Here is a 25123-nt window from a genome sequence, read left to right on the forward strand (position 1 = left end):
ATGAAATCATGGAATTAGCTATTCCTTCTATTAAAAATTTGGACATAACACCAGAAATAATAAAACTTGAATTAAATAAATTACAACAAAAGCCTGAAAGATTTTTACGAAACTTATCTGTACATCAGGTTATGAAAAAATTCCTGCTTCTTACGCAAATCTGCACTATGGAAGTAGGTATGGCAAATAGAAAGGATATCACTCAATGCGCAAGAATAGCACTTGAAAATTTAACATCGTCCCAATTGCAAGCGGTCACTTATTGCATTGATGAAATAATTACCACAGAAAAAGGGGATGGTCCTTTTATTTATTGGGCGATCCGTTTAGGTAATTCAGACCTATTTTCTAACTATTAGATAATCTTTCACCCACCTTATCTTTTCATCAGAAAGTTAAAATCGAAACTTCCAACATCTATCTTGACATAATTATGGAAACTTTCGATTATAGTTCTTTAAAATTTTATAATGCTCTCAAAGGAAGATTGGAACAAGATTAAAAGAAAAATCCCGACTTATATTGGCCTGAACTTATTATCCTTTTATAAAAGCATCCATTTTAAAAACGTTGAAAATGAACTTCTGAAAGATGAATATCAAATCTGTTTAAGACACCCTAAAACTCCAGCTATTTTTAATATTTTTTAAAAAAAAATAATAGCCTTTCGTATCATCGTAGAAATCATCATCGTAGAAAGTTGGAATTTTCAGAAATTCTGACTTTTTTGATGAAATGTGTAAATGATCTCCAAGAACCTCAGCGTCTAAATCTAATAATTGAAAAATGATTATTTTCTTTGATCAATTAATATCTCAAGAAAATTATTTGTCCTTGAAGAGAAATACTTTAGAGAAATTACAAAAATTTTTTATTAATTAACTAACTATCCTTTCTTCCATTAACGGACTGGTACGCTTCAATGCCTACTGAAAATTACGTGGATATAATGTCCATTTAGATATTCAATATTCCAACCAAGTCAAATCAGAGAAAATACAATCTGGCCTCCAATTTCAGATTATTCCTTCGCTTTACAATTTGAAAAATATTCTCTTAGCTGATTTGGCTATATTAGGAAGCTCGTTAAAAGAGATTTTTGATAAGATATTTTTGATGAGATAATAAAGTGCCCTTTAAATAGAAATCAAATTTCAAGACAGGCAGTAATAGAAATTTGGTTCGATAAAACTGATTTAAAAAGAGTAATTTTATAATAATTTAATTTATCGATATACAAATATTATAATTCTAATTTCAATAAAAATAAAGAAGAACTCCTAAAAGGAAAAGTCATTTTAATTACTCTACAAAAACAGAATTACTTCTGGAAGAAAATTCAAATAAGAAAAAAGAAATAAAAAAACTTAAAAAATTAAAAGATAAAAAATGAGATACTTCCATGAAGTATAGATTTAGTAAAATTCCTACCATCTTAATCAAAAAAACAATAAAATATTCAGGATTATTCAGATTTTTATTTAATATTCGACCGAATCTTCTGGATATTAAATTAGCTCTAGATAGTATTTATTGATTTAAAGGTAATATCTTTTTGGAAAAAAGTAGAATTATTAAAACTTAATGTTGAAAAAGTCTAAAATTTAATCTCAACTTTTAAAAAAATAAGTTTGAATCTAAGGAAGTGAACTTTTCAGAAGAGTATCGGAATCAGTTAACACATTAATAGAATTGTGCTCTAATTACTTTTTCTTCATAAAAGGAATTAGATATAAAAATCTTTCAATTTCAAACGATAAATGAATTAAATTTTTAAGATGAATATATTAGGCGAAAAGCGATTTTTTCCTTATTTTGAAGATTGTTAAAAACTTATAGAAATAAATCCTAAATATATACCAAAGTTTATTTTCCATTCGAACAAAAAAATGGAAAAATTTTTGAAATTGATTTAACTATAAAAATCCTCATTCTAAAGATTGATCTAGAATTACATTAGTTTAATCTTAGAACAAAAGGTATCAATAATGAAGTGGGGTTGACTTTATTGCTAGAAGGATACAATGAACTTTTTGAAAGCGATTGTATAAAAAATACGTTCCACTGTCCCTTTCCAATATCCCTTTCCAAGAAATAATAAATATATCGGATTATGAACAAATTAATCTGATAGGCTATTATACGAATGTTTACAAAAGTATTTTCATTATCTTCTAAGTTAGAATTTCGAACGGAATGGCTTGAATTTCAATCAAATAAAGAAAACCATAATCTTATGAAAGATCTTATGAAATAAGGTTTGGAAAGAATTCTTTCCAATTACAATTTATAATGTTAAAATTCAATGGATAGTGACGAATTTTATCCTGAAAATTACCGATTTCAAAATTCTGTAGGAAAAATTAATACAATTTTTTATGAAACCAAGCCAAAAATTTCTAATCTTGATTTTAAACTAACTAATGTTTATGAAGTTGATAAAGGAATTTTAAAAAATTATTTATTTCAAATTTCTTCTTTTCTTCTATAAAATACCTGGTAGCATTTTAGCGATTAATCACGTCCTTGAGTACTATTTGGGAAACAGTAAAAATTATTCACTAGGCGCTTTATGCGTTCTTGAAACTCTTGCTTTTGGTCTGTCAGGCGCTAATGCTTATACGAGATTTAAACGTAAATTTATCCAAGAAAAGAGAAAATTTGAAGCAAGCATTTTTATATGGAATAACATATCGAAAAACATTATTTATTTTACCCTCTTGTTCACAGATTATTAAATTTATATAGAAATATCTCATTCCCAGTCTATCCAGAATTGGAACTTTTACACTTACACAATTATTTTTCGTAATTAATTGGTTCGATGAACCAATTATGGGAAATTTTATGTCAATTAAGTGATGAGAAAGTTTGTTCTACACCTTTGATACCCTTCACCCAGAGATATCCAACCTTTATATTATTTTATTTTGCTTATTTTTTAATGTTTATCGATCTTGGAATTATTTCCTTCACTCAGGTTGTCTCTAATCATGAAGAATTCGAACGCAAAATTGCTTAAGAAAATTTAAAAAAGGCTGGAGGTGCTGTCGAAAGCCCGCACTCCCCTTTCTCACATAAAAAATTCTAAAGTTTGAAATTTTCATGGATACCCTATCCATGGTATTGATGACTTTCGTAGGGATAGCATCTGCAACTGCTCATTTCAGCAAAGGTAACATCAAAGATCACTTGCCGATCTTGCTTGGAGCCTTTTTGCTTTAACTTCGGGCTGCAATCATTTTTATTGGCCCAGAGCCTTGATGCGGAAAAAATATTTTAATTCAGTTGGGGAAAAGCAACAGGTATAAGGTTTTTTGGAATTCCTGTTCTTTCTTTCCATCCTCTGATCAAGCGTCACTGCACTCAGGCTCATCTTCGAATTACAACACCTTTGATGACAAGCCTCTGGAAGAAGTTCAGGAGCACCTGCGATCTTTAACTCTAGGGAGTTTCTACCACACTTATTTCTGCTAGAATTGTCTTTTAAAATATAGTTAAAATAGAGACATACTAAAATGGTAAAATCCTATGCCGATCTAGGAATATCAATGTCAAAATTGCGCAGAACGGACTAAGATCTTACAAAAAATTACCGACCCCTTCGTGACTGAATGTCATGCTTGTTATGAACAAGCTTTGAAATGTTTGGTTTATCCCACTGATTTTTAGCTTAAAGGGGCAGAAGGCCGGTATGTCACCGATTTTCACGACAAAGGAAAATCAAAAGCACTAGAAGGCAACAACAAAAGAAAAGCCACAAGAGACTAAAAAAGACAAAATAGATGAAAGGAAAACCATTTATCCGACGTTACTTAATTGCAGGCTTACTCGTTTGGCTACCCATTTGGGTAACGTTTATTGTTATTCGTTTCCTAGTTGATCTTTTAGACAGCACTTTACGCCTTCTACCTCATCGTTACCAACCTGAACAATTATTTGGCCATGACTTCCCAGGTCTCGGGTTAATTTTCACCTTAATAATTATCTTACTGACAGGTTTATTAGTTACTAACTTTATTGGTCGTCAATTTATTAGTTGGTGGGAGAAAATACTAGCCCGTATCCCTCTCGTTCGCAGTATTTACATAGCAGTAAAACAAGTTACCCATGCTTTTGTTCAACCCAAAGGTCAATCTTTTCGAAAAGTGGTATTAGTCGAATTTCCACGTCGAGGCACCTGGAGCGTGGGTTTTGTGACCGCTAACGATTTTAAGGAAATGCCTTTAGAGGAAAAAGACATCCTAGCAGTTTTCGTGCCCACGACTCCCAACCCAACATCGGGCTTTCTAATGTTGGCTTCTCAGAAAGACGTTATTGATCTCAATATTTCGATTGAAGAAGCGTTCCAAATGATTATTTCGCTGGGCGTCGTTACGCCAACCATCAAGCCACCATCGCCCAATTTATAATCATATCATTTGCTATAATTTGCTATAATTGAAGCCTTGTCAAGGAATGGCTTTATCTAAACGAAAGGAGAACATTATGGAAAGCTTACCCAAAGCCAAATGTTTTTCAATTAACGACATTCTGAATGAAGGATGGCGACTTGTCAACGGAAGTAAATGGCTAATTCGGGCTATTACGATTTTAATCAGCATCGCTTCTCTTATTATTCAAATAATAGTCATTGAAATATTCCGAATCAACCCCGAAACACCTTCGGTGCATTACAGTCTTAAAATAGCATCGTCATCACACCCTTCTTTGCTGGTGCGGTGACGACTGCGGTTAACGAGCTCGAGGGGAGAAAATTAACGCTGCTATAAGAGCGTGGATATCAATATTTCAAACCCTCCAAGTCATGATTGGAATGGCTTTAATTACATTTTTTGCTACCATCTTAAATTATATTTTCTATCTTCCAGTGATTTCTAGTGATTTCTAATGCCGATGGTCGCGTTACGCCGTGTGGCTTTATTTACTTGCTGGAGCGGTTTCTATTCTAGTTTACGTGTTTACTATTTTAGCTATTCTCTTAATCGTGGATAAAAAACCATACCCCCCAGCGGAAGCTTTAATATAAATTCTTTTTAAATCACTAAGCATTCTTAGTTTAAGGTACTTTTTCTGATGTTAATCGTTTATGTCTTTTTTGTTGTTGCTACCATTCCATTAATAATTGGCGCTATGATCCACCTCTATGCGAGAGCTATTGGGAATGGCAATTTTCATCTTTATACTAGTATGGTTTTATTAGCCTATATGTTTTCTTGATCCAAGGGGTGTCCTCTATCACAAATTGGTATATCAAACAGGTTCAAAACCAGAAATTAGAACTACGATCCTCTAGTAGCGACCCACTATGGCCTTGTGAATTCCGGCAAACGTGAAACAGCACTCGCCGGATTATTGTTTCCTAGCAATCTCTCTTGATCCGTCCTATAACTCCCGCTACTATTCAAAGTTGCTTGTCGTTTTAGCCGAGAAAAATATGCGCACGCATTACACCAATAAAATTAATTCCGCATTGATTGGACAAACTATTACTCTTGCAGGCTGGGTTCAGGGTCGTCGAAATCACGGTGATTTAATTTTTATCGATTTACGCGACCGAGAAGGACTCGTTCAAGTTGTTTGTGATCCAGTCAGCCCTTTCGCCTTTAAGACTGCCGAAAGTCTGCGAAATGAATATGTCATCAGCGTTAAAGGTAGCGTCCGACAACGGCCGGAAGGAACGGCTAATCCAAATATCACTTCTGGCGAAGTTGAAATAGCGGCAACGCATCTAACTCTATTAAATAAATCCAAACCATTGCCCTTTAATATCGATGAATACCAAGAAATAAGCGAAGAAGTGCGGTTGAAATACCGATATCTCGATTTGCGACGACCTGAGATGGCTCACCGCCTCAAAATGCGCTCCTACATCATTCGGGAAATTCGTCGCTTTTTGGATGAACGTGGGTTTTTGGACATAGAAACCCCCATGTTAACTAAATCTACCCCAGAAGGGGCCCGTGATTATCTCGTTCCCAGTCGAACTCACCACGGCTATTTCTTTGCCTTGCCCCAATCGCCGCAAATTTTTAAAGAAATTTTGATGGTGGCGGGTTTTGATCGATATTACCAAATCGTTCGCTGCTTCCGCGATGAAGATCTCCGAGCCGATCGCCAGCCCGAATTCACTCAGCTCGATTTGGAAATGGCCTTTGTGAAAGAGAAAGATATTCAGGATCTGATGGAAAATTTGATCCGTTATTTATTTTCCACTTTTTTAAATGTGGATTTACCCAATCCTTTTCCACGTATGACTTATGTGGAAGCAATTAAAAACTACGGTACAGACAGGCCTGATCTTCGTAATCCTTTGAAATTTGTCGACGTGACCGATCTGATGAAAACTGTCGAATTTAAAGTCTTTAAAGAGCCAGCCAATGATCCTCAGGGGCGCATAGTTGCTTTATGCTTACCGAAAGGTGCCAAATTAACACGAAAAGCAATTGACGATTACACACGATTTGTACGTATCTACGGCGCTAAAGGGCTAGCATACATGAAAGCGGGAAGTATCGACCACGGGCGTGAAGAGCTTCAATCCTCGATCCTGAAACTTCTACCGGACCAAATCATTTCCGAGCTTCTACATCGCACTCAAGCACAAAATGGCGATCTGATATTTTTTGGCGCCGATAAAGCAAAAATTGTCAACGAATCGCTTGGAGCTTTGCGCGACCAATTATGTACCGATCGCAATTTATATGTAGGACAATGGAAGCCGTTATGGGTTGTGGACTTTCCGATGTTTGAACGAGAAGGCGCAGGAGATTGGCAAGTGTTACATCATCCTTTCACGGCTCCCCAAGAAACAGATCCCGCAAAAGTGATCGCTGACCCTGGGGCGTCGCTCTCACACGCTTACGATATGGTCCTTAATGGAAGCGAAATTGGGGGTGGGTCCATTCGTATTAACGACATTGACATGCAGTACACGATATTAAAAATTCTGGGTATTTCAAAAGAAGTAGCCGAAATCCAATTCGGACACTTACTTATGGCATTGCAATTTGGGTGTCCGCCTATTGGAGGCATTGCCTTTGGATTAGATCGCCTGGTAGCCACCATGACCGGAGCTTCCTACATTCGGGATGTAATTGCTTTTCCGAAAACCCAAACGGCGCACTGTCCTTTAACAAATGCCCCTGCTCCTGTTGAAATTCAACAATTAGAAACTTTAGGCTTCAAAGTAAGCAAACATAGAAAATAATAGAAAATAGGTGAATCATGGCTGGACATAGTAAATGGGCTAATATTAAGCACGCGAAAGCTCTCCAGGACACCAAACGCGGCAAAGTTTTTACTAAACTGATTCGCGAAATTACTGTAGCTGCCCGTTTGGGAGGCGAAGATATAAATTCTAACCCTCGATTGCGCGCCGTAGTCGATAAAGCATTTAATGCTAACATGCCGAAAGATACCATCAATCGGGCTATTAAACGTGGTGCAGGAGCAGGAGCTGCCGATAATTTAATCGAAGTCCGCTATGAAGGGTATGGGTCTCGCGGTGTAGCTGTAATGGTGGATTGTTTAACTGATAACCGAAATCGTACAGTGGCTGAAATGCGCCATGCCTTCAGCAAGTGCGGAGGTAATTTGGGAGTAGAAGGATCCGTTTCTTATCTATTCAAACAACAAGGACTCATCACCTTTGCTCCAGGAAATAATGAAGAAAAAATTATAGAGGTCGCTTTGGAGGCTGGTGCTGACGATGTAAATACGAATGACGATGGTAGTATCGATGTGCTAACAAGTCCTCAAGTCTTTGAGAATGCGCGTGAAGCCATGAAGGCCGCCAACCTTATTCCTTCTCATGCTGAAGTTACTGTGCTTGCTTCAACGGAAGTTAAACTGGATAAAAAAAGTTCCGAACAAATGGAGCGATTGACAGAAATATTAGAAGATCTTGACGATGTCCAAAATGTTTATTCTAACGCGGATTATCCCGAGGAAGTGTTAGAATAGCGGAATGGCCCAACCGAAGCGAATTATAATTGGCATCGATCCAGGATCACGAGTTACCGGCTACGGAATTATTTGGTCGCAAGGTTCTCGACAAGGTTGTATAACATTCGGGCAAATTAAAACACAGGACGAATCTTTGAATTATCGACTCCAAGAAATCGAGGAAGGATTACGTAACGTCATCGCTACTCATCAACCCAACGAAGCCGCTATCGAGCAGGTATTCACTTTTCATAATCATCAATCGGCTTTAAAACTGGGACAGGCTCGCGGTGCCGCTCTCGTAGCTACTGCGGTTTATGCCTTACCTGTCACTGAATACAGTGCTCGTCAAATCAAACAAGCCGTCGTAGGCTATGGGGCAGCTACAAAAGCACAAGTGCAACATATGATTCGAATGCTGTTACAATTGGAAAAAGCGCCGCCGGCCGATGCGGCTGATGCATTGGCGATTGCTTTATGCCATGCAATCAGTTTCTGTTTGACCGAAAAATTAATGCGGGCTTGATAAAAATTTTCCTTAGTTGGGTGATTTTGTGAGCAGAAAAATCTCTTAACCAAGACGAATTCACTAAGCATAGTTAGTTAATAAATAAGTTTAGAAAGGAAGAGATGCATGATTGGACAGCTTCGAGGAATTATTCTTGAAAAACAACATCCTTATTTATTACTCGAAGTGAGCGGAGTGGGCTATGAAATCGCAGCACCTTTATCGACATTTCAATGCCTCCCCAATATTGGTGAAGAAATAGTTCTTTATACTCATCTTGTTGTTCGCGAAGATGCTCATACACTGTATGGCTTCCATAACGAACGTGACCGTCGTTTATTTCGCGCGTTAATTAAAGTAAATGGTGTTGGGCCGAAATTAGCATTAACAATATTGTCCGGTATTGGCCTAGATGAATTTGTGTCTTGTATTATCAACCAAGATATTCATCAATTAATAAGAATTCCAGGAATTGGCCGAAAAACGGCGGAACGTTTAATTATTGAAACAAAAGATGCTTTAACAAGCTGGCAGTTGAATATAATTTCTCATAACGAAACTAATGCACCCCTTGCCAGTTCCACTCAAGATGCTATTAGCGCTTTAATTGCGTTAGGCTATAAACCTAAAGAAGCAAAGCGTGCCATCAATGCAGTGCAGGAACCAGAGTTAACGAGTGAGGACTTAATTCGCCAAGCATTAAAAAAAATAGTAGCAGGAGTATAACTCATGGAAAATCACTTAATTGATATCTCTGCGGAGCCGAGTGAACCTGTACCTGTAATAGAACATTCCATTCGTCCCCGGCGATTAAATGATTATATCGGTCAATTAGCTATACGGGAACAAATGAATATCTTTATTCGTGCAGCAATTAAACGGCGGGAAGCGTTAGATCATGTTTTAATTTTTGGTCCCCCGGGATTGGGTAAAACAACCCTAGCCCATATTATTGCCCATGAAATGCGAGCGGGATTAAAACAAACTTCGGGGCCCGTGTTAGAAAGAGCAGGTGATTTAGCGGCTTTACTTACGAATCTTGAGCCGCACGATGTGTTATTTATTGACGAAATTCATCGATTAAATCCAGCTGTTGAAGAGGTGTTGTATCCAGCGTTAGAAGACTTTCAATTGAATATCATTATTGGCGAAGGTCCTGCGGCTCGTTCAATTAAATTGGATTTACCGCCTTTTACTTTAGTGGGCGCCACTACGCGTACAGGGCTATTAACCTCCCCTCTACGTGATCGTTTTGGGATTGTCCAACGTCTGGAATTTTACCGCGTCGACGATTTAGTTCGCATAGTAAGTCGAGCAGCCAATATTTTAGGGGTGCATATTGAGGAAAAAGGTGCCCGAGAAATTGCTCGCCGTTCCAGAGGCACCCCTCGTATTGCAAATCGGTTGCTTCGGCGAGTTCGTGACTTTGCACAAGTCCAAGCTTCCGGAATCATTACCGAAAATATCGCTAAGGAGGCGCTAGATTTATTAAATGTTGATACTCGTGGTTTAGATTTGATGGATCGAAAATTACTTCACAATATTATTGAAAAATTCCAAGGAGGCCCTGTCGGAATCGAGAGTCTCGCGGCGGCTATTTGTGAGGAACGTGGTACTATCGAAGACGTCATCGAACCTTATTTAATTCAAGAAGGCTTTATTCTTCGTACACCTCGAGGTCGTATCGCTACGGAACAAACCTACTATCATTTCAAATTACCCGCGCCTCACCTTCTCGCTTCGCAAGAACAACTAGCCATCGAGGACTAACCTAAACTCTTATCCATTCTTATCCAGTAGAATTTTTTCCTAATAGGTCAGAACCAAAAATCATCATCTGCAAAGTTCATTGCCCGTTAAGGAACGGGTGTGTTAATACTAAATTTCAAAACAGAATACTCAAGGAATTTACTGAATGTTTCAGTTCTCGTCAGCGTTATTTCTCCGTTATTAAGCTTAATCAATTCTTACAATGGGAAATGATTTTTTCTTAACTTATGTCACTGTGCGTTTGCATTTGGATGGCACTATCTCTTTTTTGGATGGACGGTACTACCTCTTTAATGATTGGTGCCATTTCCTCTGCCTATTATGCTGACCTCGTTATTGGTTCTTTTCGCAATTGGTTCTTTTCGCATTGAAACTTTTATATTCGGGGGGCATATATTCGTGCGTATGCTACTTTTGCCTCACTGTAGTAGCTATTACTATTATTTCAAGCACTTTATCTTAATCTTTGATGGTGGCTAATATTAGATGGTGGCTAATATTGCGACTTTTAAATGGTTATTGCATAGCGGACTTTTCATCACCATAGAAAGTTGGTTAATAGAAAGTTGGTTATTAGTTAAGAAAGTTGGTTGTTTAGTTAAAAGTAATCAATGTACCCGTGGTCAAGTCCTTTCTCTCTATATGATTTTTTTACGCTGCACAAGCACTCTCCGGGCCAATTTTATTACACCTGGGTGATTTAAAAAGCGTTTTGTTTCTTTCATTATAGCTGCCCTTTCTATCCTCATTATCAGTCGTTCCTTTAGCAATGACACACACTTACCACCACCCTGCGCATTTTGAAGAGCTTCTTCTGCTTTAAACTTTTTTCAACTTTATCGAATATCGCCAGTAGATATTTTTGAATGTCTTTGTTCAGGATTGATCCTAGGAGTTACCTACGGTTTATTGCCCTGTTATACATCATCCAAGTGCAAAGTATCAATGATTTTAAGGTCTTAATGGGCGCTACTATTTTTGGCGGAATGTTACTCCAATATCCCATGGGGAAAATTTCAAATGTCTTAGACCTCCGTAAAGTGATTGTAATAGTAGTCGCCTGAGTGCTTGTTTTGAGCATCTTAATCACAACACCCTTTATCTCAAACCCTTTATATTATTTATACTTTAAATTTTATTAATTTTTATTATTTTTCTTTGGCGGGTTGACGTTCACTATTTATCCTTTGAGCATTACTTATGTCCTAGACTCTTTGCACAGCAAAGATACTGTGGCTAGCCACCCAAGGTCTCTTACTCGCTTACAGTATCTGGTGGTACCCACAACGGGTCCTTTATTAGCGCCTGGCTTCATGCATGAAGCAGAGTCACGGAGGCTTATTTATTTATTTTGTTATTATTGGCAGTATTCTCACCCTTCTTGTTCTTTGGCGAAGTTTCACTTCGCCGGGTATACCCAAAGACAAACAACAAGAATTTATTTCGATACCTCGAACCACTCCCCATGGGTGTTAAACTTACCCCCAGACAAAGCGCAAACCTAAAGGTTAAAGAGGTGTTCTACTCAACCATCTCTGGTAAAATCAATCGATAATCTATACAATAGAGAGGAAAAAAATGGACGAACTCACTCTATGGAGTTTTATCAGTAATGCCAGCTTTGTTGTTAAACTCTTAATTTCTCTTTTATTTCTGGCTTCTATTGCTTCATGGGCCATTATTTTTCAACGGCTTCTCTTATTACGCCAAACTCGCAAAGAAATAAAGAAGTTTGAACATCTTTTTTGGTCTGGGACCAATTTAACTACGCTATATCATCAACTCGCAGAAAAAAAGAATAAACTCTCAAGTACGGCTAGCATTTTTTTCGCTGGATTTAATGAATTCTCTCGTTTGCGACAAGAATCCCATCCCAATCCGGAGGCTATTTTAGAAGGAACGCAACGCGCCATGCGTATTGCCCAAAGACGGGCAGTAGATTTTTTGGAACGTAATTTGAATTTTTTAGCAACAGTCGGTTCAACCAGTCCTTATGTAGGATTGTTTGGGACGGTGTTAGGGATAATGACCTCGTTTCGAGCTTTAGGCGCTGTCCAACAGGTTACTATTTCTATGGTAGCTCCTGGAATTTCAGAAGCCTTAATTGCAACCGCCGCAGGGCTTTTCGCTGCTATACCCGCTGTAATTGCTTACAATCGCTTTACCAACGGGTTAGAACAAATAACTCAAGCTTATGATAATTTCCAAGAAGAATTTTTAACTCTATTACATCGAAAATCTTATAGTGTAAGGGAAGAAAATGCGCAAGCGACCATTAGCTGAGATCAATGTGGTTCCGTACATTGATGTCATGTTAGTTTTATTGGTTATTTTTATGATAACTGCATCGCTTTTAACACAAGGCGTTAATGTCAAGCTTCCGCAAGCCGCTGCGAAAACACTTTGTCCACAGCAAGAAGCCCCCATCATTGTCAGTATTGATAGTCACGGAAGTTATTTTCTTAATATTGCAAAAGAACCCTCTCAGCCAATTACAACTCAAGATTTAGTTACTCGAGTCGCCGCAGCTTTACAATTGGCTAACCAAAATCATCAAAAACAAGAAATCTATGTGAAAGGTGATAAGGAAGTAGACTATGGAAAAGTCGTTCAAATGATGGTGTTATTGCAATATGCTGGCGCCAGCAATATAGGACTCATGACTCAAAATCCACCCTCTTAAAATAAACTTTTAAAATAAACTTTTTATTTTTAAGGTTTCTTTAAGATCTAGGCGTTACCATACCCCCATGCCCTATCTAATTAATTCTGTCACCATTAAAATATACGTCGGGTGACGTATCAACAAATAATTCCGATAAGTTTTTTAACGGTGGCAGAATTAATTGGACCTAGTACTCACAAACCAATAATAATAACCTTCGAGAAAGATCATGCGTACTACCGAAAATCCTAATATTAATACCACCCACCACAGCCCAAAAAACTTAGAAAAGATTGATACTCAAACACTAGAGAAATCTTCTGAGCAAGCCTCAATGAAAACTGCAACTTCTGAACTGATTGTATTTGATGAACCTGATACCCACAAAGAAGAGCCTTCCACTTCTATACATATCTCTAGATACGCTGACAGATAGAAATGGAACTGTTGCAATAGCAATGCCTTTAGAAAAAAATAGTTCAGAACTTTAATGCAGAGCCTTCTGTCTCGATAAAAAATGCAGAGCCCGAAATTCAAACAGAAACGGGAAGACCGAGAGTCTCGGATAGTAGTGGAACCTACTATTAAAAGAACCGCTTCAGAAAATGAACATCCGGAAGAATTTTCTTTCGATCTTGATAACTTCGATCAATCGATAATCGCACAGATTCGTCACCAACAGAATACTTCTCTATTTATCAAAATAATGAGCTCCACTCTCCCAGTGCGATTATCGCCTACCAAATATCGGGCTTACTCTGAAAGACGATAAATTACCTACAAGTTGGCCTCGGCTATGTCTTCTTCACCACCACCTCAGGGAGATTGACCTTCTTTCAAGCACTGGAAGTAATCAAAACAACCTTTGATTATTCCGGTCTCATCGAAAATTCTCATCGAAAATATTCTGTATGTTTGAGGGAAAAAATCCCGTCCGAGAAACAGACAGGCATTGTTAGAGCCCTTGAAAGAAGTGGAATCACAAATGCCAAGGGAATCGCAAAATGCGACTGCGTTACAAAAAAAGATGTTTTCTATTTTCTCTTTAAAGAAGTAAGTACGTTCAACATACTTTATTATATTTCTGAACAACTTCCAACTTTAGCAGAAGACGTTTTCTGGTTGCAGCCTGTTCCCAGAGAAATTTTTTTGGGATCTAAATATGATTTTACTGCATTCTTCTATTGCGGAACTTCTTAATAAATTATCCTCTGCTGTTCCTGCCATGACCAATGGAGGAATTGTAGGAGAGGAAATAAACAAATTTCTTAAATTTTTCATGCCATTTTTAAAGAATAATTCTCGCACCCATACCCATTACAGGGGGGATTTCCCATGACCTGACACTCCTCGAGCAACTGTTTGCACCACAGGGATTTCTTAAATTATTTGATGGCGCGATCCTTCATCGGCTAATCCAACATCCTTTTATTGGAATTGTATGCTTTGGAATAGCCAAGATAAGTTTCATAATTTGTTATATCTCTGCTAATGAAGATTCCTATGAGCAGATTTATGCAAATAATTCGATAGCGCTCTGTGCCAAAACACCTGGGTTCCGTTTTTGGGGATATTATTTTTTTGGTTTTATCATGTCCGATATTGTTGAAAAATTTCTGTCCGCACTTTCTATAAGCGGGTTGGTATTCTTTGTCGATATGAATGGACTAAATTAGTAATCGCTTTTTCAGATATAGTATCTGCTGCTTTAAGCATTGGAAGTTAGACTTGAAGTTAATCAGGAAGCAAAAATACGAGCTTTAGAAGGAATTTATCTAGTCCAGCATTAGTAGGCGTTATTTTTGATGGTTTCCTACCCCATTCAATATGGTGTGTGTGGATTGGGATAATCGACGTACCTATACTTCGCAGAGTCGTGACATTCGGTATCAACGTGCTGCTATAGCTATTTTTTATAGCACATTAGCAGAAAAACTCGAAAAATTATCAGATCAAGATTTTTCAATTTCTTAAAAGCCGCTTACTTTAAGCGTTCTGATTTATTCGATCCCCTCATGAAAGATATATACAAACAATTTTCTTGGACGAAAAATTTATCTTTCCTCGAAATTTTAGAAACCCTTAGAAAAAAAATATTTCGGACGCTATGTGCGTGTCATTAATGCCTCTGGGCGTTTTGGATTGCAACGTAAAGGAATTAAAAACAACCGTAAGTTTGTTTTTACTGCTAATTGCTGCTTTAAAATTTTTCCGTCAAAATAATGAGATTCTTAGCTACTTATTTAAATTTGCGCCAACGGTTTCAGCCCCCTTCAGGGTAGGCGCGCGCCTTAAACTTTTTTAAAAAACCATAACAAGGTCGTACAGAAAGAACACCTTTACTTTCTGATAATCACAGGCTTCGCAAGAAAATACTCTCGTCGAAGAAATGCCGTCAAATACTTGGAAGACAGCTCATTCCATTTTCAAATTATGTATTTTATCTACCTTACCAATGGTAGCAGGAGAAATTACCAGAAATATCTTTATTTTTGGACTGACATCAATTTTCGCCCAAAATCCAAGTGAGGCTAATATGAGAAAAAAGTGAAATGCTTGGAGATGCAGCAGAGGCTTTTACGAGCGCCTATGTAGTTAATCGAATAGGTATGTATATGCGCTAAAACCCAGCCGTCGCATAACTGACAGAAGTCGGAACACCAATGTGTTCTTTTACAATTTCATTCACCTTCTGCCAATCGATTTGATAAGTTGCCTTATCTGTTTTTGAAAGACTATTAACGAGTCCTGTGACTATTTCTGAAGTATTTGCCAATAGTTTCTCGCGTTGTTCTTCCAAAGGTAGGTGGGCCTCGATATACAGCTTCCCTTCATTCCAACCAGCTACATAAGGTTGATTAATAATCAAAACGGGAGTATTTACATTCACCATATTAAACAGAGCTTTAATATCATCGGGATACAAATGGATACAGCCTGCACTACTTCTTCGGCCCACGCTTCCCAGATCGTTTGTACCATGGATTAAATAAGTAGGTTCGGATAAGCGCAAGGCATAATAACCTAGCGGATTGTCGGAACCGGAAGGGACCACTTTTGGTACTGGATCGCCTTGTTCTTGACGATAACGAAAAATACTGTCAGGAACAACCCAAACAGGGTTTTTAATTTTTTGAATTATCTGCAACTTTCCTAACGGAGTAGACCAATTAAATTTTCCAATCCCTACAGGAAAAGTATAAAAATAATTCTTTCTTTTCGGAAAATAAAAGAGACGCATAGCGGCTAAATTGATGACGATGCCGTTTCGTGGAATGTGAGGCAATAAATATTGAGTTGGAATAATTAAAACCGTTCCCGGTATCGGATGATCTGGATCAACTTCGGGATTTGTTTCCACAAGTTCGTAATAACCGACATCATAATGTTGGGCAATCGACGAAAATGTATCTCCGTTTTGGACAGTGGCAAATTGAATTTGCCCAAATAAATCGTTTTTCTTTGACGGTAAAAGAAAAGGAATTGTAAAGGTGGGAAAAACTACAGAAAACAAAAAAAACAAACAAAATAAACGAAAAATTTTTATGATCATCTGCGTTTTTTAGTTTAACATCTTAAAGGACGCGGTATTTCTCCGGAAGATCACAACCCACTATATTACTAACCACTGCTCCAAGCAAGATGATCGTCCAAGATACATATAACCATACTAAGAAAATAGGTATTACTGATAAGGCCCCCCTTATAATACTCGATTTACAACAACAAGGGAGCTTTAACAAAAAATTGGGAGGCGGATGCTATCTGGCAATACAATCACCTACCCTCTAGCCCCTAGCGAAGTTTTATTTTTAGGCTTACTATTTAAGTAGCTTTAATCAAAGGTTTTACAAAGATGTTAATTGTTTTAGTACTCTATTATAGCCATCACGGTGCCACTGCTAAAATGGCCGAATACGTAGCGCGAGGAGTGGAAAAGGTTAACGGAATTGAGGCACGAATTCGCACAGTTCCTCCTGTCTCTCCAAAAACTGAAGCTATGGAACCTGAAATTCCCCAATCAGGGCCTCCCTACGTCACTCACGACGATCTAAAAAAGTGCGCCGCTCTAGCCCTAGGCAGTCCTACACGATTCGGAAATATGGCCGCTCCATTAAAATATTTTCTGGATACAACAAGCGCGCTATGGCAATCCGGCACGCTGATCGGTAAACCAGCCGGATTTTTCACTTCTACAGCCAGTTTGCACGGAGGCCAGGAAACTACGCTTCTCAGCATGATACTGCCTTTGCTCCATCATGGCGCACTTATTGTCGGCCTACCTTATAGTGAAACTGAATTATTCACCACAACCACTGGAGGGACTCCTTACGGGCCTAGCCATATGGCCGGTTGCGAAAGTAAGTGGACAATCAGCCCAGAAGAAAAAATCTCTGCCAAGCCTTAGGGAAGAGATTAGCCGAAATTACTTTAAAATTAACGCACGAATGACTTCCTTAAAATACTATCAAACACTAAATAGAAGCTGTCCGCATCGAAAAAGATCCTCAACAAAAAGAGGTTGTCGATCAATTGCAACATTCTAAAATCCTTAAACAAGAAAGCTCAATTCGGAGTTTTTTCTTCGCTTCAAAACCCATCAAAGAACTCTACTTATGGGGAGATGTGTGGGAGTTGGTAAAACTTATCTAATTGACCTCTTTACCATTTTCTGTCTATCAATAAAATGAGGATCCATTTTCATCAGTTCATGAATGGGATTCACAATGATTTAATCCACTTACAAGATCACAAAAATCGATTGGATCTCATTGCTCGAAAACTGGCATAGGAAGCAAAAGTACTATGTTTCGATGAGTTTTCGTGGATAACATTTCCGACGTCATGCTTTTGAGTGAGTGGTTTATTAACAGCCTTGTTTGTTCGGAAAATTTATTTCATCGCAAGCTCAAATATTCCTCCGGATAATCTTTACAAAGAAGGATTACAACGTGAGCAATTTCTTCTGCCAATTAGCCTGATTAAAGAACATACCGAAATTTTTCATTTAAGCTCTTCGTAAGATTATTGATTGAAATTTACAGTACCGGCTGGAGTTTATTTCGCTCCTCTGAATGAAAAGCGGAACTAAATATGGAAAAAGTCTTTCAATATTTCGTTTCGCAAAAAAATAACAAAGAATTTAATACGCCTATCGAATTATTCAACTGGCTTATTCCCATTCGGAAACAAGTAGGAAAAACGGCATGGTTTAATTTCCTGAATTTATGTGGAACACTGCGATCCACAAAAGATTTTTTAGCTCTTTCAAAAAATATAAAATAATTCTAGTCAGTAACGTCATCCCAATCATACGCTCGGATCAAAAAAATTTAATAACATCATTATTAAATTAGTGGACGTTTTTTATGATGTAAAAACTCGTCTGCTTATTTCAGCACAAGGAGATATTAAATCCCCTTATCCGGAGGGGCCGCCGCTTCGATTTGAATTCGCTCGGACTCAGTCCCGGCTAATAGAAATGCAATCTAGGGATTACTTATGGAGGATCACGATAAGAAGAAGTAAAGTATAAAATTAGATAACCCGATATTCCTGCGATGAAGGAACCAGTAATAACACCTAATCGCACCATTGCAGGATAATGCTGTCCAACGGAGCCAAATGCGAGGGTTCCAATAAATAAACTCATAGTAAAACCTACACCTGCTACCAAACTTATGCCATAAAGGGAACGCCAATTCCCACCATGTGGCATGTGAGCCCAACCTGCTTTGATACCCAGCCAAGAGGCCGACCAAATTCCAATTTGTTTCCCTAAAAATAAGCCTAGAGCAATTCCCCATGTGACTGGGCTGAATAAATTGTCTAAACCCATCCCCGCAAAAGAAACACCTGCATTCAAAAAAGCAAATACCGGCAGCACTCCGAAAGCTACCAAGGAGTGTAATTTATGTTCCAAATTGCGCAATGGCGAAATTCGTGGATTTTCCCGATCGCGGATTGGAATCGCAAAAGCTAAGACAATACCAGCTAAGGTAGCGTGAACACCAGATTTTAAAACGCAAAACCACAAAGCAACTCCAATCAGAATATAAGCCGTGATCGTTGTCACACGTAATCGATTTAATAGAAACAATAATCCTAAAAGCAGACTCGTGCTTAGCAAGAGAATTAAGGAAATATGATGCGTATAAAAAATTGCAATAATAAGAATTGCGCCAATGTCATCAAAAATAGCCAAAGCTGTTAAAAATATCTTGAGGCCGATAGGTAATCGGTTTCCTAATAACGACAAAATTCCTAATGAAAACGCAATATCAGTGGCGGCAGGAATTGCCCACCCCCGTAGAGAGATAGGATCGCTCCAATTAAAAGCAATATAGATTAAAGCTGGGACCACCATCCCCCCTAGTCCTGCTATTGCGGGTAGCGAAGCTTTAGTAAGACTGTTAAGCTCTCCTTCAAACATTTCTCGTTTAATTTCCAAACCCACTAATAAAAAGAAAAGCGTCATTAATCCATCATTAATCCATAATAATAAGGGTTTGGTTAATTGCAACGGGCCTAATTGAATACTCAGAGGGACATTAAACAAGGCCTCGTAATAAGTACGACATGGTGTATTCTCAAGAATCAGCGCAAAGACAGCCGCGATAAAAAGAACAATACCACCACTGGATTCTAACTTAAGAAATTCGCGCAGTGTTCGGACTTGCAATTACTTTCACCGATAACAAAACCCCGCAACTCAACAGGAATATAATATAAGTTACGGGGCTAAGGTTAATGAGGTGATTGGAGGATTTTAATTCAAATTTAATCGCGGTGAACTTCACCAGTTTCTTACCGTCAATACCATCCATTTGCGACATACATCTGCCACTGCAAGCATTTGCAAGCATTATAAATAGCAGGCAGAAAATCACACCACTGATAAATCCGTCCATAAATCTCCAAATCACCTCTACAATCGTTCTCCAAAAGGTAGGTGCATAACCTAAATAAACCGATCCAATTAGGGAAACCATCGATCAACCCCCAACTGAGGTCCACCAACTGACCTATCCGAAAATGAGTAATATCAACGCCCAAACAATCTTAACTACAAAACCAAATGCGGATAGACCCAACTTGGCGCATTGATGATGTGTCAATAATACAGTCTCCTTTGCTTGATTGTCCGGTATCATTTTGCCAAAACAAGATTAGTATAATCCCATTTATTATAGAGTGCTAAGGATGGGCGGGCGGGGGTCCCCAAGCCGTCCCTATTGGAACGAGCAATGCACAGAATGCACCTGGAAATTCTAAATTTCTGGAAAACTTGCTTAGATGATTGCATTCTATTCTCAAACCCAGTACCATTTTGCGAACTCTGGAGGTGAATTAACGTATGCCAATGATAGAAGTGGCTGATAGTAATGCTTTTGATGTCGCTATGCGGCGCTTTAAACGAGCCTGTGAAAAAGCGGGTATCCTTACCAAATTACGTCAAATAGAATATTACGAAAAGCCTACAAGCAAACGTAAGCGAAAACGAGCTGCTGCTGTGAAGCGCTACGCGAAGAAAATTCAGAAAGAAAGGGAAGCACTAGAACGCGAGCGGACCCGCTATTAACTTATCATTAAGCAAAGAGGCCCATGAATAATAACCTCAAATCCCGCATTAAGAAAATATGAAAACTGCTATGCGGGCACAAGAGAAGGACCGTCTAAGTACTATTCGTTTGTTAATTGCAGCAATTAAGCAACGTGAAATCGATAACCCCAAAGGACGAGATGGTAATGGGTTGGAAGAGAGCGACGCAATTAAAGTAATCAAAAAAATAATCAAACAACGTCGTGAGTTCATTAGGCAATATGAAAGCAGTAATCGGCCCGATCTCGCTGAGAAAGAACAACACGAAATTGAAATACTAGAAAGTTACCTTCCTGACATTATAAGCGAAACGGAAATTGATACGCTGATTCAGAAAGCTATTGAAGAGACCCAGGAGAGCTCAATAAAAGATATGGGGAAAAGGGTATAATGGTATTACTGAAAGAAATGTCTAGGAGACCACCGCATCGACGATATGGGTGCGGGTTAGCGCATTAGCGCAAAAGTGAAAAGCTTCTTGAGTCAAGTCTAAATATTGATTTAAAGATTATCTCCTCCACTCCATTAGTAAGAAACGGCTGCGACAAATCCGAGCTGCGTATAAAATAGAATTATGCGACGTATCCCACAATCTTTCATTCAAGATCTGTTATCTCGTATTGATATTGTGGAATTAATTCAGTCGCGTGTAAGTCTGAAAAAGAGAGGTCGCAACTATTTAGGGCTTTGTCCTTTTCATAATGAGAAAACACCCTCATTTACTGTCAGCCCTGCGAAACAATTCTATTATTGTTTCGGGTGCGGGGCTAGTGGAAATGCTATCAATTTTTTAATGGCATTCGATCGTACTGAATTTGTTGAAACCATTACAGATTTATCTGCTCAATTTAGCCTGGAAATTTCCCTAGAAGCTCGACATTCTAACTCACCCAAACAAGAAGAGTATTATAGCCTTTTAGCAAAAATTGCTCGTTATTATCAACAACAATTGAAACGTTCACCAATCGCTATTAATTATTTAAAATCGCGCGGCCTCACGGGCGAGATTGCCAAACAATTTGCCCTTGGATATGCACCGTCGAATTGGGAGAATTTAAAAGCATTTACTAAGAATTCTAAAATTAAAGTTCAACTAATTACCAACGGATTGCTCATTAAAAAAGATCATCGTCTCTTCGACCGTTTTCGTCATCGGATCATCTTCCCTATTCGCGACGTTCAGAGCGGCCGTATTATCGCTTTTGGAGGACGAGCTTTAGGTAACGACCAACCTAAATACATGAATTCCCCAGAAACGCCAATTTTTCACAAAGGCAACGAGTTATATGGGCTGTATGAAGCCCGAAAAAAACAAGCTAATTTGTCTTGCTTTCTAATTGTAGAAGGTTATATGGATGTTATTTCTCTTCATCAACATCAGATTCCTTACGCTGTGGCTACGATGGGCACAGCAACTAATACTCAACATTTAAAAAAATTATTGCGGTATGTCAATGAAATCGTCTACTGCTTTGACGGCGATAATGCAGGACGGCGAGCTGCATGGCGAGCGCTTACCGAAAGCCTGCCTTTAATGCGCGATGGTATTCATATCCGTTTCTTATTTTTACCCGAAGAAGAAGATCCCGATAGTTTAATTCGCAAGATTGGCAAAGATGCTTTCGAAGCAAAAATAAAAGCAGCATTGCCATTGAGTGAGGTGTTCTTTGAACATTTGCAAAGAGAAATTCCGCTTCATTCCATCGCTGATAAAGCCAATTTTGCTAAAAAGGCCTTAGAATATCTCAATACCATGCCCAAAGGTCTTTTCTATCAGCTTCTCATCAAAGAACTTGCCAAGCGGCTAGCGGTAGAAATTGATGAAATCCATTCGCTTATTGAAGACAATGAAGACAATTCAGAAAAGGGACGTACTTCACCAAATCATTCCTCTTCACCTTCGCAAGTGCTTTCTCTAGCTTATCATGCGATATCTATTTTGGCACAAATACCTTCGTTAGTTGCTCTAATTCCAAAGGATTTCCTTCCTATTAGTATTAGTAACATGCCCGATATGCAATTGCTTTTTAAAGTTGTCACGCTTTTAACCAAGCAGCAGATTAACTCAACGGCTGAGTTGCTGGCTCTATGGCCCGACTCTCAAGAACACCAACTAATTGCGGATTTAGTGGGACGGCGTCTCCTCGAAGAAGCCCGTTTATCAACAGACGATTTAGCCATTGAACTCAAAGACGCCATTCAACGTCTTAAAGAACAAGCTGAAAAAGAAAAAACATGGCAGCTCTTAAGAAGAAAGAACTTGAAGAAAGAACTTGACGAAACAGTCAACTGACCTTATATAAAGAAAACTATCCATCTCATCTGACCAAACTTATACCTAGAAGATCATTTCGGGGGTTTCAATTTGACGGATGAAAGAATGTCATACTAATTACTTTAGCAAACAGGCCATATTTTAACCAAGAACTATAGGGTAGCGGAATATTTATGCCAACTCGTAAAAAAAATCCAATACTAAGACCAATACTAAGAAAAAATTCAATACCTTGAAAGAGAAGAAAAAAATAAGTACAAAAAAAGTAAAGACCAATAAGACTAATAAGACTAAGACTAAGACTAAGACTAAGACTAAAGCTCCAGTAAAACCCAAATCAAAACCTGCGGTTAAACGCCCAATGGCAAAGAAATCCAAACCATCTAGAAGGGGGTGGTAAAGAGAGCTGAGAAAATCACTGTGTATAAAAAGATTGGAGAAGAAGCTCTTAAAAAACTGACTCCTCCGCAGAAGGCTAAAGAAGCGGCGGTTCCTGCATCCTCTACTCCTGCTAAATTGGAAGAAAATGTCATTGAAAGCCAACGGTTAGGTTTTAGCACCTTATTAGAAGAGGCTAAAAATAAGGGATACTTGGTTCACGAAGATCTCATTAATCTTCTCCCGAACGATTATGCCGACCCAACACAAATGGAAGCTATCATCGGTCGTCTCACTGAGATGGGGATTAAGGTATTCGAGATTCCCCCCGATGCGGATTCCTTGCTTTTGGAAGAAGACACCCAATCAGATGATGACGAAATTAAAGATGACGTAGCAGAGGTGTTAGCGACGGAAACGCGAACTACAGATCCTGTTCGTATGTATATGAGGGAGATGGGTAGCGTCGAATTATTAACGCGCGAAGGTGAAATTGTCATTGCCAAGCGGATTGAAGGGGGATTCGTCAAGTAATGGGAGCTGTGGTCCAATACCCGGAACTCATTGAATCCTTTATTAAGGAATACGAAACCACAGTAGCTACTGAGGGCCGATTAAGCGATTTACTTATCGGATTTTTTGACGAAGAAAGAGGGCTACCTCCGGAAGCTGCCAAAGAAGTCGAAATAACTGAGGACGAAGAAGAGGAAGGCGGCGAAGAGGGCTCGAATGAATTTGGTGAAAGTGGCCCTGATCCAGTAATAACGCAAAAAAATATGGATGAGCTTAAAGCCCTCTATAGTCGTTATTTAAATGCAATTAAACGCTACGGCAAGAAAATACCGACTACTTTAAAACATCAAAAAAACTTAGCGGAATTCTTTTCTACCTTTAAACTTTCTATCCGTCAATTCAGTCGACTCACAGGACGATTACGTCGCCTCTTAAAAGAGGCGCGTAGTCATGAGCGGTTAATTATTGCTTATTGTGTGGTAAAAGCAAAAACACCGCGTAAAAAATTCATTGCATCATTCCCTCACAATGAAACTAATATGAATTGGTTGGAGCAATATAAAAAAGAAAATAAAAAACAAGCAAAACGATTGGAACTTTATAATAAAGAGATTTATCGCGCTCAACGAAATCTCGCACAACTAGAAGAAAAAAGCAATTTAACTATTCAGGAAATTAAAGAAATTAATCGTCGAGTTGCTATTGGCGAAGCCAAATCACGCCGTGCCAAAAAGGAAATGATCGAAGCTAACTTACGTCTGGTGATTTCCATAGCAAAAAAATATACTAATCGCGGCTTACAATTTCTTGATCTCATCCAAGAAGGCAATATCGGTTTGATGAAAGCTGTGGATAAATTTGAATACCGCCGTGGCTATAAATTTTCAACCTATGCTACTTGGTGGATCCGTCAAGCAATTACTCGTTCGATTGCCGATCAGGCGCGCACTATTCGCATCCCTGTGCACATGATTGAAACCATTAATAAACTTAATCGAATTAGCCGGCAAATTTTACAAGAAACTGGTATGGAAGCTACCCCCGAAGAATTAGGGCGTCGCATGGATATGCCCGAAGAAAAAGTGAGAAAAGTATTGAAAATTGCTAAAGAACCCATTTCTATGGAAACACCAATTGGTGAAGATGAGGATTCTAATCTCGGAGACTTTATTGAAGATGTGAATATGGAATCGCCTATTGATTTTGCAACTTCAGCCGGTTTGGTAGAGGCGACCCGTGAAATTTTATCCACCCTCACGCCTCGTGAAGCCAAGGTTTTACGGATGCGTTTTGGAATTGATATGAATACCGATCATACTCTGGAAGAAGTGGGTAAGCAGTTCGATGTAACACGCGAACGGATACGACAAATTGAAGCTAAAGCTTTACGTAAATTACGTCATCCTAGTCGTGCCGAAAAATTACATAGTTTTCTTGAAACCGAAGAATAATAGCTTTGTACTC

General features: G+C 38.4%; 23 protein-coding genes and 4 pseudogenes. 23 read left to right on the top strand and 4 right to left on the bottom strand.

What is annotated here, in order from left to right; all coding sequences use genetic code 11:
- Positions 1–8 precede the first annotated feature (8 nt).
- From MRH55_RS07220 to MRH55_RS07295, 16 genes and pseudogenes are all read left to right on the top strand, one after another.
- Positions 9–359, top strand: coding sequence for a hypothetical protein (locus tag MRH55_RS07220; RefSeq protein ID WP_304985488.1), 351 nt, complete (start codon positions 9–11; stop codon positions 357–359).
- Positions 360–3785: 3426 nt separating this feature from the next.
- Positions 3786–4412: a DUF502 domain-containing protein gene (locus MRH55_RS07225; RefSeq protein WP_304985489.1), complete on the top strand. Its 627-nt coding sequence runs from the start codon at positions 3786–3788 to the stop codon at positions 4410–4412.
- 76 nt (positions 4413–4488) lie between these two features.
- A complete protein-coding gene (locus MRH55_RS07230; protein ID WP_304985490.1) occupies positions 4489–4725 on the top strand; it encodes a hypothetical protein in 237 nt (78 codons plus the stop codon).
- A 351-nt stretch (positions 4726–5076) separates the two neighbouring features.
- Positions 5077–5220: a hypothetical protein gene (locus MRH55_RS07235; RefSeq protein ID WP_304985491.1), complete on the top strand. Its 144-nt coding sequence runs from the start codon at positions 5077–5079 to the stop codon at positions 5218–5220.
- A gap of 155 nt (positions 5221–5375) precedes the next feature.
- Positions 5376–7210, top strand: a pseudogene (aspS, locus tag MRH55_RS07240) (aspartate--tRNA ligase).
- Between the two features lie 17 nt (positions 7211–7227).
- A complete protein-coding gene (locus tag MRH55_RS07245; RefSeq protein ID WP_304985493.1) occupies positions 7228–7965 on the top strand; it encodes a YebC/PmpR family DNA-binding transcriptional regulator in 738 nt (245 codons plus the stop codon).
- A 4-nt stretch (positions 7966–7969) separates the two neighbouring features.
- On the top strand, positions 7970–8473 hold the full coding sequence (gene ruvC / locus MRH55_RS07250) for a crossover junction endodeoxyribonuclease RuvC (protein ID WP_304985494.1): 504 nt from the start codon (positions 7970–7972) through the stop codon (positions 8471–8473).
- Positions 8474–8581: 108 nt separating this feature from the next.
- Positions 8582–9181: a Holliday junction branch migration protein RuvA gene (ruvA, locus tag MRH55_RS07255; protein ID WP_304985495.1), complete on the top strand. Its 600-nt coding sequence runs from the start codon at positions 8582–8584 to the stop codon at positions 9179–9181.
- A gap of 3 nt (positions 9182–9184) precedes the next feature.
- Entirely contained in the window at positions 9185–10225 is a 1041-nt protein-coding gene (gene ruvB / locus MRH55_RS07260; RefSeq protein ID WP_304985496.1) for a Holliday junction branch migration DNA helicase RuvB, read from the top strand.
- 1317 nt (positions 10226–11542) lie between these two features.
- Positions 11543–11701 (top strand): hypothetical protein, encoded by a 159-nt coding sequence (locus tag MRH55_RS07265; protein ID WP_304985497.1) that lies wholly within the window; start codon positions 11543–11545, stop codon positions 11699–11701.
- Between the two features lie 102 nt (positions 11702–11803).
- Positions 11804–12508 carry a protein TolQ gene (tolQ, locus tag MRH55_RS07270; RefSeq protein WP_304985498.1) on the top strand — a complete coding sequence of 235 codons (705 nt, stop codon included), beginning with the start codon at positions 11804–11806 and terminating at the stop codon, positions 12506–12508.
- On the top strand, positions 12486–12908 hold the full coding sequence (gene tolR / locus MRH55_RS07275; RefSeq protein ID WP_304985499.1) for a protein TolR: 423 nt from the start codon (positions 12486–12488) through the stop codon (positions 12906–12908). The genes tolQ and tolR overlap by 23 nt, the downstream gene beginning before the upstream one ends.
- A 211-nt stretch (positions 12909–13119) precedes the next feature.
- Positions 13120–13326, top strand: a complete 207-nt coding sequence (locus MRH55_RS07280) for a hypothetical protein (RefSeq protein ID WP_304985500.1) — start codon at positions 13120–13122, stop codon at positions 13324–13326.
- An 81-nt stretch (positions 13327–13407) separates the two neighbouring features.
- Positions 13408–13662 carry a hypothetical protein gene (locus MRH55_RS07285; protein WP_304985501.1) on the top strand — a complete coding sequence of 85 codons (255 nt, stop codon included), beginning with the start codon at positions 13408–13410 and terminating at the stop codon, positions 13660–13662.
- A gap of 53 nt (positions 13663–13715) precedes the next feature.
- A complete protein-coding gene (locus tag MRH55_RS07290; protein WP_304985502.1) occupies positions 13716–14090 on the top strand; it encodes a hypothetical protein in 375 nt (124 codons plus the stop codon).
- 636 nt (positions 14091–14726) lie between these two features.
- On the top strand, positions 14727–14864 hold the full coding sequence (locus MRH55_RS07295; RefSeq protein ID WP_304985503.1) for a hypothetical protein: 138 nt from the start codon (positions 14727–14729) through the stop codon (positions 14862–14864).
- A 646-nt stretch (positions 14865–15510) separates the two neighbouring features.
- Here the strand turns inward: MRH55_RS07295 and MRH55_RS07300 are convergent.
- Positions 15511–16443, bottom strand: coding sequence for a L,D-transpeptidase family protein (locus MRH55_RS07300; RefSeq protein WP_304985504.1), 933 nt, complete (start codon positions 16441–16443; stop codon positions 15511–15513).
- Between the two features lie 22 nt (positions 16444–16465).
- Positions 16466–16600: pseudogene (locus tag MRH55_RS07305) on the bottom strand (YhjD/YihY/BrkB family envelope integrity protein); the annotation flags it as partial.
- Between the two features lie 146 nt (positions 16601–16746).
- Here MRH55_RS07305 and wrbA point away from each other — a divergent pair.
- The 3 genes and pseudogenes from wrbA to zapE (MRH55_RS07940) all read left to right on the top strand — a co-directional run bounded on the left by wrbA (position 16747) and on the right by zapE (MRH55_RS07940) (position 18426).
- Positions 16747–17342: pseudogene (gene wrbA / locus MRH55_RS07310) on the top strand (NAD(P)H:quinone oxidoreductase).
- A gap of 403 nt (positions 17343–17745) precedes the next feature.
- Positions 17746–17913, top strand: coding sequence for an AFG1/ZapE family ATPase (zapE, locus tag MRH55_RS07315; RefSeq protein ID WP_304985505.1), 168 nt, complete (start codon positions 17746–17748; stop codon positions 17911–17913).
- A gap of 333 nt (positions 17914–18246) precedes the next feature.
- Complete coding sequence (gene zapE / locus MRH55_RS07940; RefSeq protein WP_369421187.1) at positions 18247–18426, top strand: AFG1/ZapE family ATPase; 180 nt, start codon at positions 18247–18249, stop codon at positions 18424–18426.
- Here the strand turns inward: zapE (MRH55_RS07940) and nhaA are convergent.
- Positions 18391–19572 (bottom strand): Na+/H+ antiporter NhaA, encoded by a 1182-nt coding sequence (gene nhaA / locus MRH55_RS07320; protein WP_304985506.1) that lies wholly within the window; start codon positions 19570–19572, stop codon positions 18391–18393. The two genes, zapE (MRH55_RS07940) and nhaA, sit on opposite strands and share 36 nt — an antisense overlap.
- The gene (locus tag MRH55_RS07325) at positions 19541–19882 is read right to left on the bottom strand and encodes a hypothetical protein (protein ID WP_304985507.1); all 342 of its coding nucleotides are present in this window, start codon (positions 19880–19882) and stop codon (positions 19541–19543) included. Before MRH55_RS07325 ends, nhaA begins: the two co-directional genes overlap by 32 nt.
- A 365-nt stretch (positions 19883–20247) precedes the next feature.
- Between MRH55_RS07325 and rpsU the strand changes: the two genes are divergently transcribed.
- From rpsU to rpoD, 4 genes and pseudogenes are all read left to right on the top strand, one after another.
- Positions 20248–20472 (top strand): 30S ribosomal protein S21, encoded by a 225-nt coding sequence (gene rpsU / locus MRH55_RS07330; RefSeq protein WP_304985508.1) that lies wholly within the window; start codon positions 20248–20250, stop codon positions 20470–20472.
- Between the two features lie 58 nt (positions 20473–20530).
- A complete protein-coding gene (locus MRH55_RS07335) occupies positions 20531–20884 on the top strand; it encodes a GatB/YqeY domain-containing protein (protein ID WP_304985509.1) in 354 nt (117 codons plus the stop codon).
- Positions 20885–21067: 183 nt separating this feature from the next.
- Complete coding sequence (gene dnaG, locus MRH55_RS07340) at positions 21068–22786, top strand: DNA primase (RefSeq protein WP_304985510.1); 1719 nt, start codon at positions 21068–21070, stop codon at positions 22784–22786.
- 214 nt (positions 22787–23000) lie between these two features.
- Positions 23001–25110: pseudogene (gene rpoD / locus MRH55_RS07345) on the top strand (RNA polymerase sigma factor RpoD).
- Positions 25111–25123 lie beyond the last annotated feature (13 nt).

Origin of the sequence: Coxiella-like endosymbiont (assembly GCF_030643785.1) — a bacterium.
GTDB lineage: Bacteria > Pseudomonadota > Gammaproteobacteria > Coxiellales > Coxiellaceae > Coxiella.